Raw genomic sequence first — 17,631 nt, 5'->3', positions numbered from 1 at the left:
TTATTTGTTTTCAGTCGGTATATAGTGAATGCTTTCGGTATCTTCTGGATCTAAAGAAGGAGATTGTCTGTTTACTTTATTCATTACCCAAGCAAATACCATGGGTAAAATCACCAATACCGAAATGGTTGAGGCTAACAATCCACCAATTACAGCTCGTCCTAATGGAGCTACTTGCTCACTTCCTTCTCCATGTCCGATAGCCATCGGTAGCATTCCTGCAATCATCGCTAAAGTAGTCATGGCAATTGGGCGAATACGCAATTTAGTTGCTTCAATGGCTGCGGCTGTAGAGGTCCATCCAATCTTGCGCAGCGTTTCTGCGTTGTTAATCAAGAGTACAGCATTCGCAATGGATACTCCGACAGACATGATAATTCCCATGTAGGACTGTAAGTTCACTGTGGATCCAGTTGCTTTGAGCAGTAACAAAGACCCCAACATTACGAAAGGCACCGTAGTTAAGATTACAAACGACACTTTAAACGATTGGAAATTAGCCGTAAGCATCAAGAAAATCACAACAATAGCCACCAATAAACCACCGGCTAAACTTTTCATTGTATCGTCCAATACAGGTGCCATTCCCATCAATTCTACGTTTACTCCTTTAGGTAATTCTCCCAATTCAGCAATCGCTTTTTCTACATCTTCTTTGGCGCGATTCAAGTCGGTTTTATGCACGTTCGCTATTACAGTTACATACCCCATCGTTCCTTCGTTATAACTCTCTGCCAATACTTTAGACTCTGTAATCGTTGCTACATCACTCAATACAGGACGATCTGCATTTTTACTCAAAGGAATATTCTCTAACTCTTCTTTGCTATTCAATTGATTCTGGGGCATTTGTACTTGTACGTCATAGGCAATTCCCATCATACCCCCTACCCACATATTGCGGTTTGTATAGCGAGAAGAAGCCGTTGTAGCAACCAATGATTTAGCAATATCCATTGCATCTAATCCCAATTGAGCGGCGCGAACACGGTCAATATTAATTTCATACGCGGGATAATTCATCGAAATTGGCATCTGCTGATCACGCATATAATCGATGTCCTTCAACTTCGTCAATAGCTTATTAGCAGTCATCATATTCATTTTACGCATCATCCCTGAAATGCGGATTTCGATTGGCGTATTCGTTCCTTGACTTAAAATTTTCTCCGTCAATTCGATCGGTTCAAACGTCAATTTCAATTCAGGCAATGTCGCTTGGATGCGCTCGCGGATTTGATCTTTTAATTCATCTGTATTTCCGCTAAAGTCTTTAAAGGCAATCTGCATAGAGGCTTCATGTGGACCTGCATTATACAGGTAGATTGGACTCACGGCAAACGAAGAAGGATGTTGTCCCACAAAGGCAGATGAAATAGCAATCTTATCCTTGCCAAATAAATCTTCTAACTCAGCTAATAACTTTTTCACCTTCATTTCGGTATGCTCAATACGCGTTCCTTCTGGTGCAGTAATACGCATTTGTACCTGACTTGAATTCACCGTTGGCAAAACGTCTTTACCGATGTTTTGATACATAAACGCCACGGCTAACAAAGCAAATACAATAGAACCCACGGCAATAATTTTCTTCAAAGGCATCAGTTTCTCAATTTGAGCCACCATGCGATTCTTGAATTTATCAAATCCTTTAGCTTCTTCCGAAATTGCGTGTTTCTCTGGATTGTATTTCATGATCCAATTCGCCATAATAGGCACGAACGTCTGGGAAAGCAAGAAAGAAACGGTCATCGCAAATCCAATAGCCATGGCCAAAGGCATAAATAAGGCACCTGGAATACCCGTCATCATGAATGCAGGGGCAAACACGGCTAAGATGCTGAATAGAATTAATAGCTTTGGAAAGGCAATCTCCTTACAGGCATCCCAAATGGCTTGGACCTTACTCTTACCGAGGGCAAAATGCTGGTGTATATTCTCAATGGTTACCGTACTCTCATCTACCAAAATACCAATAGCTAAAGCCAATCCAGACAACGTCATGATATTGATGGTTTGTCCAAATAATTTCAAGAATAAAACAGAGGAAATAATGGCAATTGGAATCGTCATAATTACAATCAAGGCTCCTCTTGGGTCACGCAAGAACAACAAGACCATTAATCCTGTTAATAACGCCCCTAGAACACCTTCTACAATTAAGCTTTTTACCGCATTAATTACATTGACTGATTGGTCAAATTCGTACGAAATTTTCACATCATCCGGTAGGTTATTCTGAATATGTGGAATTGACTTTTTCAACTGTTGTACAACATCATACGTAGAGGCTTTCCCTGACTTGGCTATATTAATGTAAACCGAGCGTTTTCCGTCCACAAGTGCATATCCAGTCGTAATATCAGCTCCATCTTTTACCGTGGCTACATCGCGTAAATAAACGTTGTCTACTTGTCCTTTAAACAACGGAATATCACCAAATTCTTCCACCGTTTTAAGCGTATTATTGGTCGGAGTCAAGTAATTCTTTTCCCCTACATATACGTTTCCTGATGGCATGGTTACGTTTTGTCTGCTTATCGCCTCCACGATTTGTTCAGGACTCATCTGATGCGTGCGCAGTTTATTCGGATCAATATTAATCTCAATCGTACGTGGGGAACCACCAAAAGGAGGTGCCGTTGTCATTCCTGGAATTTTAATCAAGAAAGGACGTGCCACGAAATTGGCGATATCTTGCAATTCGTTATTCGTTTTTGTTTCAGAGCGAAACACCAACTGTCCCACAGGTTGAGAAGAGGCATCAAAACGAATAATGAATGGCGGTGGAGCGCCTGGAGGTAAGAAAATCACAGAACGGTTGGACAGGGCTGAGATAGAAGCAATCGCCTCTCCCATATCTGTTCCTTCGTAAAACTCAATTTTCATTAAGGTTAATCCTTGTGTATTTTTAGTATCGATACTTTTAATCCCATTGGCAAAAAGCATCATATTTACATACATCTTAGTAAAATAACCTTCCATTTGTTGTGGCGTATATCCATTAAATGAATGGGCAATATACACCACAGGTAAATTCATTTCAGGTAAAATATCCACCTGAATCTCTTTGGATGATTTAAATCCAAAGAACAACAAGCCTATAACCAATACCATAATAGATATCGGTTTGCGCAAGGCAAAACGAATTAAATTCATATTCTATTATTTTTGGGGAATAGCGTTGACTAAAAGTTGAATATCTCCTTGAGCAGAAGCTTGCATTAAAAGTGCTTGCCAAATGTTATTTTGAGCCACTTCAAATGCAATTTCAGCACGTTGTAACGTGTACAAAGCTTGAGTAAAAGCCACTAAATCGCTCAACCCATTTTCATACAAGGCTTGTTGCTGATTAAAAGCAACAGTAGCCGCCTGTACTTCAATTGTACTGTGTGTCAAAATGCTCGTCGCATTATCATACTGCTCTTTCGTTAACAACACTTGGTTTGTTAATTCACGATCCATTTTTGCATATTCCTCTTGCAAGCTTTGAGAAATTTTTTCTTGCTCTTTTACTTTGGATGTTGTTCGGAAAAAATGCGAAATATTCCACGTCAACTGCAATCCTACCAAATAATTACTGCGATCAATTCCTACGCCATTGCTGTAGTTCTTAGTAAATGCAGTATTATCTTGTACGTAGTTCCAATCGAAACCAGAGCCTCTACCTTGAATAATTCCAAATGCGTTCAACTGAGGTAAACTGCCGCGATGTACGAGTTTTTCCATCGTTTGGCTTTGCTTCACGCGTTGTTCTTGCCATTGTAAAATGGGATGATGCTCTAAGGTATATTCTTGTTCAAATACCAGCGGCTTCGCTGTATAGAAAAGTGAATCTAATTCATATGATTGACGCTCGATATCCAATAAATCAGAAAGTTGTTTGTCCCATTCTAATTCTTTGTCATACGCTTTAATGTAGGTTGTTTCTGCAAAAGCTACTTCAGCTTGCGCCAAGCGCTCATCAACTTGAGCAATTAATCCACTCTTTACTTTTGCAGCCGTAACCGTATAGAACACTTTTGCGCGCTCTAGATTTCGCTGTTGTACCTCAACAATGCGTTGTGCTGCTAGTAAATTAAAATAAGTGGCACTCGCCTTCACTTGCTGCTTGAAAATCTCTTGAGCTAGATCTTGTTGAGCGACGCCTTGTTGGGCTTTTGTCATGGCTACGCCTTGGCGTGTTTTACCAAAGGAAAATAAATTCCAATTGACATTGGCAAAATACAACGATCCAAAGGCTGCATTCCAATTCTGTTCTGTCAAAGGCATAGAAGTAGCTGCAGAGCCTAATCCGCCGTAGGCGTATAAAGGTCCGTTTTGTGCATTAATTGTTCCGTAGCTTTGTTGAGCACCGAACGTTAAATCTGGAAAATAATTTCCCTTTTGGTTTTGGGTATTGTAAATGGAAGCTTGTAGTTGGGCTTCTTTACTTTTTATGAGGGGATAGCGTTGGGTAACTTGCTCAATGGCCTGTTCCAAAGTAAGTGTTTGGGCAGATACAGCACTTGCTGCACACCATAAAACAACGCACGCTATTGTATTGAATTTCATTTCAAATCACGCGTTTAATTATACAATAACTCAGCCGTATCTATCCTAAGGGACAGATACCTTCAAAGTGTCTTGTATAAATCAAATTCGATACACGCAATGCTTGATATACAAAGGAATTTCCTTTGTTACATACAGGTAATATATATAGGGATTTAATACCTCTTTTGGTGCAGCAATAAATTCGTACACTGCACCAAAATAACGGTGCAAGATAGCATCAACAAAAAACGAAACTTTAAGCACCTTAAATGTTGAATTCTGTACTTCCGACTTTACTTTTACAACTTCAACTTTGTCTTGACAGCAATTCTTCTTTGGTTCGTTAACCGTTTTTCCTTTTTTGCTACAGAATGCACAATTTTCTTCTGCGTTTTGAGCAAAAGCCATACTCGTTTGCTGCACCAATCCTTTACAGATGTGCTGATATGTACTAAAGCCAGAGGCTAAAAAGAAGTACATAATACCAAATAGTATGACTAATATTCTCTTCATATATAGGGCGAAGATATCAACTCCTACACAAAAGAGTATTACATAATTTTTGGAATCTGTTGTATAATTTCACAAAGAAGCCTACAACTTAGGGAAGGTTATTTTTCGAACGTATCGCCTTCTTTTACGGTTTTTAAATCGCCCACTAAGATGCGATTCCAAGTGGAATTTCCTTTTTGTACATACGCTTTTCCACCTTCTTTTTTCACAACCACAACAGGCGTTGCCTCAACTAAATTGGCATCATTTACCGTCCAGATATACGTTGTATTATCACGCGTGAACAGCGCTTTTTCATCCAATACTTTCGTTGGTATATTTAAAATACTCAGGTCTAGTTTTCGAATATCTTGTATATTGGGAATAGAAGATACATTCAAGGTCATGATTATTTTTCCGTCTTCATTAATGGATTGTTGCGTAAAAGATTCCAAAACAGAAGCGGGTAATTGTAGAGCAGATTGATCTTGAAAAACAACTTTGGCTCTTGTTTGTTGTAAATGATTGCGCAAGAGTAAATAGTTCTCACTCGTCACTGCAATTTGTACTGATTTCGCTTGACCTTGTTGCAACATTAATAAAGGTTGATTCACCTCAATGGTTCTACCTGCTCCTACTAGAATCTGTTTTACAACCCCTGCACTAGTGGCTTTGATTGCTTTTTCTACTGCAACAACATTCGCCGATGAAGTTATTTTATTGATTTGTTCCTCATACGCAGCAGCTTCTTTTTTAGCTGTATTGTAGGCCTCATACTGCTTTTCATATTTATCTTTGGCTTCTGTTCCATCTTCCCCTCGATCAATCGCCAATAGTTGTTCCAATTGCTCTTTGACCACTTGCTTCGCTTCTTTTGCTTTTCGCGTCGCTTTGCCTAAACCAAGCGTATCTCCTTGCGTTACACGCATCAAGGCAATTTCCTGTCCTACTTCAATGCGACTATTGACATCTACTTTTAACTGTACGAGTTCTCCTCCTCTATCTGCACGCATCGCAATAGAGGGCGCTGAAGCCATTTGTGTTGCATAGGTTTGATTGACAACAATAACCTCTTCTGAAACAGGTTGCACCTGTACGCCTTCTGAAGCAAGAGGCAACTGTTCTTCTCCTGTTGTATTCGTTTCTTTTGTTTCACCTGCGCGTTCATTCATTCCGCGAATGCCCACCCAAACCAAAAAAACAATACAGCCCACCGTCATAATAATTTGTTGCGCTCTAACTTTTGTATTCTTCATAACTTGTTTCAATAAGAGTTACAAATATAACTAACAATCCTCCGATTTTAAAGTTCTTTTCACGCTCGATTTTCATTTTCTTCTACACACCTTCAAATCGTCTAAAAACAAAAACTGACTTCCTCAAAAGAGAAGAAGCCAGTCTTTTTTTATTCACAACAACACTTGTAATTAGTGTCCGCCTAAAGCACGGTATAAATCAATTTTTGACGCTAAATAGTCGCGTTTTAATTCTGCATAGTTTAAATTACTTTGCAAGGCTAATGCTTGCGCATTCACCACTTCTAAATAAGAAGCTTTATCCAATCCAAACATCACTTGAATATTGTCCAAGGACGTATTTAAAAGTAGGACGCGTTGTTGTACTACTTTTTCTCTTTCTTGCAATTTATCCATTTTCACCAAAGCATCATGCACATCAGCATAACCAACTACAACCGCATTTTTAAAGCTAATGGCTGCTTTTTCTCTTTCAATTACAGCAATTTCATAGGCCGTTCTCAATTTTTTCTGTTGAAAAATGGGTTGTACCAATCCTCCGATTACCGTTCCAAATAAAGAAGCAGGGGTATTAAACCATTGAGAAGCTTCGATCGCATTCAATCCACCTTGAGCTGAAATAGTTAAGCTCGGATACATCTCTCCTTGTGCAGCTCCTGCTTTTGCGTTCGCTTTTCTCAATTCTAATTCTGCAATTTGAATATCCGGGCGTTGACTTAGGAATTCCGCAGGTACACCTGTATTCAAATCCGTTGAAAATTGCAATGCATTAATAGAAGTTGTACGTTGAATCTTTTGTGGAAAATGATTGAGTAAAACGCCTAAGGCGCTTTCCTGCAACGCAATTTCTTGTTCGATTTGCGGAAGTAATTCCTGCGCTTCTAACCATTGGGCTTCTGCTTGTTGAACCGCTATACTTGATTCGTTTCCGATCTCATACATTTTTTGCGTCAAGGCGAATGTTTTTTCGCGTAGCACCAAGCCTTCTTCTGCAATGCGCAACTGCTCATCCAACATCAACAAATTGATATAAGCCGTAGCTACTTCAGCTACTAATCTATTTTGAATGGCTCTTTTTACTTCTTGTGTTTGCATATAAGAAGCCAAAGCTGCTTCTTTTTCTCGTCTAAGCTTTCCCCAAACATCCAATTCCCATGACAAATCTAAACGGGCAGTATAATCCTTGCTAATACGCGAAACTCCTGTTTGTGCAATCTCGCTGTTCTTAGACCACTCCGTGTGATTTCCGGTTGCCTGCATGGTTAAGCTAGGCAACAAGGCCATTTTAGACTGTTTGTATAGCAAATTTACCTGGTCTATATTTTTAATGGCTAATTGTAAATCGGTATTTTGATCCAAAGCCAATTGAACATAATGCGCTAACTCCTCCTGACCAAAAAAGTTTTGCCAAGATAACTCAGCCATGGTATTGGCTGAACTATCAACCTGCGGATTGACATAAAATTGATCCGGAGTATCCAAAGCAGGTCGCTCATAATCTTTTCCAACTTTACAAGCAGTAAAGACCAAAGCAAGGGGTATGATATATACGTATTTTTTCATTTCAAATTTCTTTTTAAACTTCTGTTGGTTGTTCTGTTGCTGTTGGTGCGCCTGAAATTTTCTCTTGAATGTATTGGAAGAATACATACAAAATTGGGATAACAAATACACCTAGTACAACACCAAAGAACATTCCTCCAGCTGTACCAATACTAATGGAGTGGTTTCCTTGAGCAGATGATCCTTGTACGAACATCAAAGGCACTAAACCGGCAACAAAGGCAAAAGAGGTCATCAAGATTGGACGCAGACGCAAGCGCGAAGCTTCTAATGCAGCCTCCACAATGGATAATCCAGCATTTCTTCGCTGTACGGCAAATTCCACAATCAAGATGGCATTCTTCGCCAATAAACCGACGAGCATGATGAGTCCAACTTGTACATAAATATTATTGGCAATCCCCACGGCTCCAATGGCGAGAAAGACACCTATAATACCAACAGGTAAAGAGAATAAGACTACCAATGGCAAGATGTAACTTTCGTATTGTGCAGCTAGAATGAAATACACGAATAAAATAGACAATCCAAAGATGAAAACCATCTGATTTCCGGATTGCTTTTCTTCTTTACTCAATCCCAACCATTCAATTCCATACCCTGTAGGTAATTTCTCTGAGGCAATCTGTTCTACTTTAGCCATGGCATCTCCCGTACTAACTCCTGGGCTAATAATACCGTTTACTGTAATCGCATTGAATAAGTTATGTCTACTAATCGCTTGTGGGCCATATACTTTTTCTAGTTTTGCTAACGAGCTAATCGGAATCATTTCACCCAATTGTGTATGGACATACAAGGTCTTAAATGAATCTTCATTGGCTCTAAATGGCGCATCTCCTTGTACAAACACTTTAAACTGTTTTCCAAAGCGGTTGAAGTCATTTACTTGTGCACTTCCGTAAAACAATTGTACCGCAGCCATCATATCGCTCACTTCTACGCCATGCATCTTCGCTTTCACTGGGTCAACAACAATCTTATACATCGGAAAGTCTGCCTTAAACATGGTAAAAGCTTGTACCACCTCATCTGATGCACTTAAATCTGCATTAAACTGCGTTACAACATCTGCAAATTCATTAATTGTTCCTCCTTTTCTATCTTGAACCACTAATTCCAATCCATCGAAATCCCCAAATCCAGGTACTGTCGGATTAGCAAAGACAAAGAAATCACCTTCTTTAATCGTCGATAGTTGTCCATTGATATCGGCTAAGATTTCATTGATATCGGTTACTTCTCCGCGTTCATCTCTGTCTTTGAAAGCGATGAATCCCATTCCATAAGCTGGACTGGCAGCATTACCCAAAATATTAAATCCTGAAATTGTCGTTACCGATTTAATTGCTGGGTGACTGCGCATAATATCATCTCCTTCTTTCAATACTTTTGTTGTACGATCAATAGAAGATCCCGGAGGCAAAGACAACGCAAACATGGCAAAACCTTGGTCTTCATTTGGAATGAATCCCTTAGGCGTTGTATTCATCAATAAAACCATAGCGACAATTGATCCCAAGATCAAAGAAGCTCCTAGTACTTTTCTTTTTAATAAGAAGCGAATTCCTCCTACATAGCGATCAGTTAACGCATTGAATCCGTTGTTGAAGCTAGAGAAGAAACGAGCTAAAAATCCTTTTTTACTTGTTTCACCGTGCTCATCAGTATAGTGGTTCTTTAATAACAACGCACATAAAGCCGGACTCAGAGTCAAGGCATTTACTGCCGAAATTAAAATAGCAATCGCGAGGGTAAAGGCAAACTGTTGATAGAAAACCCCAACTGGTCCTGTCATGAATCCTACTGGTAAGAATACCGCAGACATTACCAAGGTAATTGAGATAATAGCCCCTGTAATCTCACTCATCGCTTTGGAAGTTGCATCTTTAGCATTTAATCCATCAATCATCATGGTGGCATGGACTGCCTCCACTACGACAATGGCATCATCCACTACAATTCCAATGGCGAGCACTAAGGCAAAGAGCGTCAACATATTGATGGAGAATCCCAGCATATTAAGGAAGAACAAGGTTCCAATCAAGGAAACTGGCACTGCAATAGCAGGAATTAACGTCGATCTAAAATCTTGTAAGAACAAATACACAATTAAAAACACCAATAAGAAAGCTTCAATTAACGTGGTTTTTACCTGATTAATTGATTCATCTAATTGCGTTTTACTCGCAAAGGTTACGTTGTAATTCAACCCTTTTGGCAATTGAGGTTTTAACTCCTCTAATACGCCATAGATTTGCGTTTGAATTTCATTGGCATTCGATCCATTCGTTTGGAAAACCGCCATAGAAACCGCTTCTTTTCCATTTACTTTATTTTCTTCATCATACGCTACTGCTCCAAATTCAATGCGAGCAATATCTTTCAGGTATAAAACATTTCCGTTACTATCTGCCTGAACAACAATTTGTTCAAACTGTTCTGGTGTATTGTATTTCCCAGGATATGTTAATGTATATTGAACTGCACCACCGGCATTTTGTCCTAAGTTACCTGCAGCAACTTCCAAACTTTGATTCTGAATCACGCGTTCTACATCCGAAGGGGTTAACCCGCGATTTGCCAATTTATGAGGATCCAACCAAACACGCATGGCGTAGTCTTTCTCTCCAAAAAGCTGTACGTTTCCTACTCCTTTGATACGCTTCAAAGCACGTACCACGTTAATTCTCGCGTAGTTTTGAACGAAAGTTTCATCATATAGCTCCGCATCATCACTGATGAGGTCAATCACCATAATCATCCCGCGTTGCTCCTTTTGGGTATTCACCCCTGCACGGATTACCTCTTCTGGTAGGATTCCCTGTACTTGTGCAACTCTATTTTGTACGTTTACTGCAGCTTGATCGGGATCTGTACCCAATTCAAAAAAGACTGTAATAGTCGCTGTACCATCATTACTGGCTGTAGATTCGATGTGAGTCATTCGCTCTACTCCATTGATGACTTCCTCTAAAGGAGTAACCACTGATTTTAGTACAGTTTCAGCATTCCCTCCTGGATAAGATGCATGCACAGCTACACTAGGCGGTGCAATATCGGGGAACTGCTGTACAGGTAATTCTTTCAGTCCTACAAGACCTAAGATTACCAATATAACAGAAATCACGGTAGCCAAAACAGGCCTGTGAATTATTTTTTTTAGCATGAAATTACCTTGTTAAATTGAATCTTTGTTGTTTGTTTTTTGGGGAAGGATGAACGTTATAAAACCGAAGCTTCACGCGCCGTTTCTTCTTCTTTTACTGCGCTAATTTGCTCATTGGACGTTGCAGTTAACGGCTGAACTTTATCGCCATCGGCTATTTTATCTAATCCCGTTGTAACGATTACTTCTCCGCTTTCGATACCGCCTTGAACAAAATAAGTATGCAAGTTTTTACCCACAATTTTCAACTGTCTTTGCTCTACTTGATTGTCTTTTCCAAGTACATACGCAAACACTTTATTTTGTAAATCCATTGTTGCTGCGATTGGAATTTGCAAGACATCATTTTTCTTCGCTACTAAATTGACAATTCCCGTTCCGCCATTTCGCAATAATTTGTCTGGATTCTCAAATACAGCACGTACGCTTAATGCATTGGTAGCCTTATCAAATTCACCGTTGATCATATCCACTTTTCCATGTAATGGATACGTATCACCGTTGCTCAATTTCAATTCAATATCCATCGGTAAAACCTCTTGTTCTCCGTTGCTTCCTTTAATCAAATCAAAGTAATCTGCCTCTGTTACTGAAAAATAAGCGTAAATCTGGGAAATATCAGACATGGTAGTCAAAGGTTCTGCCTCGCCTGCTGTTACTAAGTTTCCAACTAACTTGGGAATTCGTCCTAAGAATCCATCCACTGGAGCGACCACTGTACAATAGCTCAAATTCAATTTGGCTTCTGCAACAGCCGCTTTGGCTTGTGCTACCATCGCTTTTGCGCTATCTAGCGCTGCATTTGCAGTTTGTAATTGAATAGGAGAGACAAACTTGTTTTCTACTAGTGATTTTACTTTATCTTGTTCCAATTGAGCATTCACCAATTCTGCAGCTGCTGCTTTTAACGTCGCTTCTGCATTTTGTAACTTGATTTGGTATGGTTGTGGATCAATCAAAAATAACGCTTGTCCTTTTTTGACATAGCTCCCTTCTTTGACAACAATTTTATTGATATAGCCCGAAGCTTGTGCTCGAACTTCTACGTTAACCTTTCCTTGTAAAGAAGCGGTATAACTGTGTACTACTTCTGCGTCTCCACGTTCTACAACCTCTGTTTTTACTTCAAGATGTCCTCCCATTGGTGCAGAATCACTTGATGCCTGCTTACACCCTACTGCCGTGAGCAGGGTAATTACTGTTAGCCCTACATAAGCCAATACGCTTAGGTTTCTATAAACTCTATTCATAAATTTTCATATTTCACAACAAAAATGAAAAAAAGAGATTTTCAACACTTTTTTTTTATTTTGAAGTGTAAAAATTGGTTCCTGAACCGTAAAAACCGCGGACTAATCTGTAGGGGGCAACTAAAAAAAGCTACCGAAGTAGCCTTATGAATTCAACCAATTTTTAAATAGGGGGGACTTTTCTCGACTGATTATTATTTCGCGTTGAGGGTCTTGAACAAGGGTAACTTTAAGCTTCCCATTGTAGTAATTTTGAATATTGTGGATACTATCGATATGTAAGATATGTTGTCTATTCGCTCTGAAAAACACAAGAGGGTCTAGTTCCTCTTCTACTTCTTCCATCGTTTGGCCGATGATGATTTCGCTTTTGTCTTTCAATACCAAATGCGTAATTTTCAACTCGGAATAGATATAGTCAATTTCTTCTACTTTGACTGTTTTAAAACCATCTTTGTAAGGAATTAAAAAACGGGAACGATAAACAATTTCCTTTTTGTTTAAACTTCCCAAAATATGTTGAATAGAATCATTCAATCCCGCGGGATTCAAACTTTTGTATTTTGCCAATGCTTGAACCAAATCCTCTTCTTGCACGGGTTTCATTAAGTAGTCAATACTATTAACCTTAAATGCTTTTAGGGCGTACTCATCATACGATGTGGTAAAAATAACGGGAATATTCACTTGAATTTGTTCGAATATTTCAAAACAAAGACCGTCTTCTAGGCGAATATCCATAAAAATAAGATCTGGATCCGCATGCGATTGCAACCAACTCACTGCCGACTGTATTCCTTCGACTACTGCCAATACTTCGATTGTGGGGTCAATTTGATGCAAGAGACGCATGAGTTTATTTGCATTTCTTTCTTCATCTTCTACAATCAATACCTTCATATCCCTATTTTTTAATTGGTGTAACTTCTTTCTCTAACTGCTAACAAGGGTAACTTCACTATAAACTCTTCCGTTGTACTTGTTATTTCAACATCCAATTGACTCAACAAACGATAGCGATCAACGATATTATCCAACCCTACTTTTGAGGAAGGCAATTCGACCACTAGCTTTTGTAAATTATTGCGGACAACCACATATTGATTCACTACTTCGATGTGAATAACAAGGGGGTGTTCTTTGGATGCCGTATTGTGTTTCACTGCGTTTTCAACCAAAAGTTGCAAGGCAATTGGCGCTACAGCTTGTGTATTTTGAACGTTTTCTGGAATATCGATAATTAGCTCCACCTTGCGTCCCATTCGCTCTTTAATCAAGTAAAAATACGATTCTACAAAGCTTATCTCCTCTTTTAGGCTGATGCTATTCTTTCTGACATTTGAAAGCATATAGCGATAGACCAAAGCCAAATGATCAATAAACTTGACCGCTACCTGCTGATCTTCAATCACTAATTCGGACAGTGTGCTAAAATTATTAAATAAAAAATGAGGATCTAATTGCATTTTCAGCGTTTCTAATTCAGCCTGACTTGCAATGCGTTCTAACTGTTCTGCTTTGAGCTTTAATTCAGCTGCATCCATCATTGAGTTTTTCCAGTTTTTAATTAAAAAATAGCCCGTGTGAATCACACTAATAAAAATTCCAGTATTGATACTAATCAACAAAGACTGCCAGATATCAATTTTAGCTTCTAAATCTAAAATCTCTCCTGGTTCATAAGGTATCCATACCAAATAAGCGATATTGAGTATACAATAAACAAGGAAAATAAAGATAATCAACAACAAGAGCTGAACAACAACACGCCAGGAAGCATACTTCGTCCAGGGCAATACTTTATTCAAAGCATGGCTCAATCGCAAACTGATTTCACTAATCAGTGTACAATACACCAAAATCATAATTCCCGATTGCCAAAAACTATCTGTATCTATGCTAGTATACCATTCAGGGTCGTATGGATTCAATAAAAAATGAGAAAATAGATACAATACAAAAACGGCAGGAATAACAACTAGCCGATAATGCTTTGTAAATAGCGATTGATCTATATTATTTTTTTCTACCTTTCTTTCCATATTTGTTATCAAAAGTAAGTGACTTTTTACCGAATCGTTGAGATAAATAACTCAACAGGAATAATTATACGTTGAATCGTACAAATGTACTACTGTATCTTGACATTCCTTACCAAAGTACACAAAAGGTATAAAAAAAGCTAGCGGATCTCACTAGCTTTTGTTTTTATTCTTTTTTAGAAATTGTATTTTTTTCTTCCTATCTCCTTTACAACTATTGTTTTAGCAACGCTATCGTGCAAGGTTTGTTTTTTGTCATTTCCAAAGAACAAGAGATAACCAATACAGAATATCATACTCGAAACAATCGACATAAAGAAACGCCCTGTTGCTTGTCCGAAATCTATTGAATTCCCTTCCATGCTCAAGCAGCGGATATTCATTGCTCGTTGTCCCACCGTTGCTTGTCCTTCACTTGAATGCAGAATAGCATAATACAACCAAGGGCCTACAAGGGGAATGATACTAGCAACTAAACAAATCAATCGATCCAATATCAAAGCAACAAATCGATCACCAAAATTAGCATACTCATAATAAATTTCACCTTGAGGTGTAAAGAGCGTAACGCGCATTTTATCTGCATGATAAACAACGTTACCAATTCTTTCTTCATATACTTGGGCATTATTCTCTCCTTGTACGTGCATCGGTTTATACTGAAAGATATCTTGCAAATCTTCTATATAGCGTGCTTCTGTCCAATTGGCTAAACCTTCATACCATACTAAGGTTTGAGCAGTAATACCAATATTGACCAATTCACTCTTTGCATAAGGTCCTTGTTTTTCACTGTTGCGAACGATAAAATATTTTGTATCCATAGCATTATTTCTTTATGTAAACATACAAAAGCATTCGATATCCTCACAACACTTTTTTACAATTTTATTTGTCAAAAGAGACCAATTCAATTTCTTTTAAATCGTCATGGTTTAGCACCTCAACAATCAATTCGTTATTTTTCAATTCTTTGATTCTAAATTGAAAATTTTCACCCAAACTTGTACTAGACATTTTAATTAAATTACCTTCTAATACCCAAGAACCTTGATCTTCACCCAAGCTGTACTTATCTACAGCTGTAAACTTATTGTCTTTGAGTGTAATGTGCACAGATGAAAGTTGATAGGCCAACTTTTTTGCTCCTTTACACGACTCATCAAAAACAAAATGAGCGGCAATCCAATTCTTTTCCAAATTATCCTCCTTCACCAATTTAATCGACTTTGTTTCGATTTCATTGCTACCATCTTCTTTGCTACAACTAATTAATAGCGATCCAAGACTAGCTGCAATCATGACAGCCATTGTCCATTTTAAAACTTTTTTCATAACATAGTCTATTAAGGGGTTAAACAACAGTTACTTTTAATTTTTTGTTTTAAACTACTTTTTTACATCGTATCTAATTTACTAAAAAAAATCTAAAAAAAGATTTTTTTATTAATATTTACATGCATACTCACACTTTAACCTAATTAAGCAAGTATGTTTAAGAATAATAGTTAAAACAATAAATTAAATTTTAAAAAGACGTCTTTATTACTTATTAACTAGTCACAAAAGTATCGGATAAATCAAGGGGCAAAAATGACAAATATCATCAGTATTTACAATACTTTGCCGATATTTAGAGTGAAGCAATTTCTCAAAATCTCAGCAGACTTAAAATCAAATATTTACCTATTGTTTATCTAAGAAAAAGCCAAATATTATCATTATATTAACATACTGTATCTTTTTTAGTTCATTTATTTTTTCAGTAGCTTCAGGATAAATATTTCATAATCTTAGGCTAATCTTACCTTAATTCCTTTAAATCAATCTAAATAATGTTTAGAATATTTTACTAAAAATTACCAATTTCCTGGGAAACAAAAAAGTTCCTATTTTTTAAAAAAAATAGGAACTTTTTTTACAATTATGTGCTTATACTTTTTTCTACTACTTTTTTCCTGCTAAAACCATCGGTTTTAGTCCTAATTTTTGAAATAATTGTTGGTCTTCACTCAACGACGGATTCGGTGTAACGAGTAAAGTTTCTTCTTCTCCCGCAAAAATAGAGTTTGCACCAGCTAAAAAACACCAACCCTGTTCTGCTTCATTCATCTCTAAACGCCCCGCACTTAAGCGAACCATAGTGGTGGGTATAACAATACGCGTGGTAGCAATCATGCGCACCATTTCCCAGATATCCGTTTTCGGCATATCTTCCATAGGGGTTCCTTTTACACGAGCTAATGCATTAATAGGAACAGATTCTGGATGTTTGTCCATCGTTGCTAAAGTTAATAGCATCGAAATACGATCTTCATTTGTTTCTCCAAGGCCTATAATCCCTCCAGAACATACGGTAATTCCCGCTTTACGCACGGAGTTAATTGTATTTAAGCGTTGATCAAACGTTCGGGTAGAGATTATATCCTTATAATGATTTTCAGACGTATCTATATTGTGGTTATAGGCATATAAACCCGCTTCTTGTAAACGCTTTGCCTGATCATCTGTTAACATACCCAGCGTACAACAAACCTCCATATCTAAAGCATTCACTCCTTTTACCATGTCAATGACTTTATCAAAGTCTCGGTTATCGCGAACCTCACGCCATGCTGCAGCCATACAAAAACGAGAGGATCCATTGGCTTTGGCTTTTTTAGCATGGGTTAAAACGGTTTCTAAAGGCAGTAATCGCTGTACTTTAATATCGGTATGATAACGAGCCGCTTGCCCACAATAGGAACAATCTTCTGGGCACCCTCCTGTTTTTATGGAAAGCAAAGTACTAACCTGAACTTCTAATGGATTGTGATATTGCCTGTGTACAGTTGCAGCTTGATACACCAACTCCATAATCGGTAAATCATAGATTTCTTGTATTTCTTCAGCCGTCCAATTATTTCGGATTGGTGCTTTACTTTCTTTCATCTTCTTATTTGTTTTATTAGTTAAGCGCCAAAAATAGTATGGATAAGACTGCTAGAGGGCATCCGGTTTTTAAAAAAGAACTAGACCAGTTTCGAGAGGAGAGTTAGGTTGTGAAATGGCTTTTTCGCTTTTTTGCAAAGTTCTGAGGAGTAAAAACCCTTCTTTAATCGATAAATCTCACAAAGAGAATCCCTTTCTTTTTTAAAGGGTAAAAAAGAAACAAAAACCCCTTCAACTAACCCAAATAAAGGTCAAATTAGTTTTTAAGGCTGAAAATAAAAGAACTCGCTACGCTCAAACACCTTTTATTTTTACAGCCTTTTCAAACATTTGACGCTCTTTATTTGACTTACGTTGGGGTTAAATTGTCTTTTGTAAAGGCGTTTTACGCT

The 17,631-nt window shown here is 38.0% G+C and carries 12 protein-coding genes; all 12 read right to left on the bottom strand.

All coding sequences use genetic code 11. The features are described from left to right. A complete protein-coding gene (locus tag ACUTSE_RS16775; protein WP_445641064.1) occupies positions 1-3,159 on the bottom strand; it encodes an efflux RND transporter permease subunit in 3,159 nt (1,052 codons plus the stop codon). Positions 3,160-3,165: 6 nt separating this feature from the next. Continuing rightward, positions 3,166-4,554 carry a TolC family protein gene (locus ACUTSE_RS16770; RefSeq protein WP_445641063.1) on the bottom strand — a complete coding sequence of 463 codons (1,389 nt, stop codon included), beginning with the start codon at positions 4,552-4,554 and terminating at the stop codon, positions 3,166-3,168. A gap of 81 nt (positions 4,555-4,635) precedes the next feature. Further along, the gene (locus ACUTSE_RS16765; protein ID WP_115089767.1) at positions 4,636-5,049 is read right to left on the bottom strand and encodes an HYC_CC_PP family protein; all 414 of its coding nucleotides are present in this window, start codon (positions 5,047-5,049) and stop codon (positions 4,636-4,638) included. Positions 5,050-5,147: 98 nt separating this feature from the next. Then, complete coding sequence (locus ACUTSE_RS16760) at positions 5,148-6,284, bottom strand: biotin attachment protein (RefSeq protein WP_445641062.1); 1,137 nt, start codon at positions 6,282-6,284, stop codon at positions 5,148-5,150. Positions 6,285-6,455: 171 nt separating this feature from the next. Then, complete coding sequence (locus ACUTSE_RS16755) at positions 6,456-7,847, bottom strand: efflux transporter outer membrane subunit (protein WP_259190638.1); 1,392 nt, start codon at positions 7,845-7,847, stop codon at positions 6,456-6,458. A gap of 13 nt (positions 7,848-7,860) precedes the next feature. Continuing rightward, positions 7,861-11,016 (bottom strand): efflux RND transporter permease subunit, encoded by a 3,156-nt coding sequence (locus ACUTSE_RS16750; RefSeq protein ID WP_445641061.1) that lies wholly within the window; start codon positions 11,014-11,016, stop codon positions 7,861-7,863. 56 nt (positions 11,017-11,072) lie between these two features. Further along, positions 11,073-12,266 carry an efflux RND transporter periplasmic adaptor subunit gene (locus tag ACUTSE_RS16745; RefSeq protein ID WP_002991204.1) on the bottom strand — a complete coding sequence of 398 codons (1,194 nt, stop codon included), beginning with the start codon at positions 12,264-12,266 and terminating at the stop codon, positions 11,073-11,075. A gap of 144 nt (positions 12,267-12,410) precedes the next feature. After that, entirely contained in the window at positions 12,411-13,166 is a 756-nt protein-coding gene (locus tag ACUTSE_RS16740) for a LytR/AlgR family response regulator transcription factor (RefSeq protein ID WP_445641060.1), read from the bottom strand. 11 nt (positions 13,167-13,177) lie between these two features. Beyond that, complete coding sequence (locus ACUTSE_RS16735) at positions 13,178-14,308, bottom strand: sensor histidine kinase (protein WP_002991201.1); 1,131 nt, start codon at positions 14,306-14,308, stop codon at positions 13,178-13,180. Positions 14,309-14,484: 176 nt separating this feature from the next. Then, on the bottom strand, positions 14,485-15,132 hold the full coding sequence (locus ACUTSE_RS16730; protein WP_445641059.1) for an RDD family protein: 648 nt from the start codon (positions 15,130-15,132) through the stop codon (positions 14,485-14,487). A 64-nt stretch (positions 15,133-15,196) separates the two neighbouring features. Continuing rightward, on the bottom strand, positions 15,197-15,643 hold the full coding sequence (locus ACUTSE_RS16725; RefSeq protein ID WP_002991197.1) for a hypothetical protein: 447 nt from the start codon (positions 15,641-15,643) through the stop codon (positions 15,197-15,199). A 612-nt stretch (positions 15,644-16,255) separates the two neighbouring features. Further along, positions 16,256-17,239: a biotin synthase BioB gene (bioB, locus tag ACUTSE_RS16720; RefSeq protein ID WP_445641058.1), complete on the bottom strand. Its 984-nt coding sequence runs from the start codon at positions 17,237-17,239 to the stop codon at positions 16,256-16,258. Positions 17,240-17,631: the final 392 nt, after the last annotated feature.

Source organism: Myroides sp. TSA_177.3 (assembly GCF_052691955.1).
This window is presented reverse-complemented; position numbering and strand designations above follow the sequence as displayed.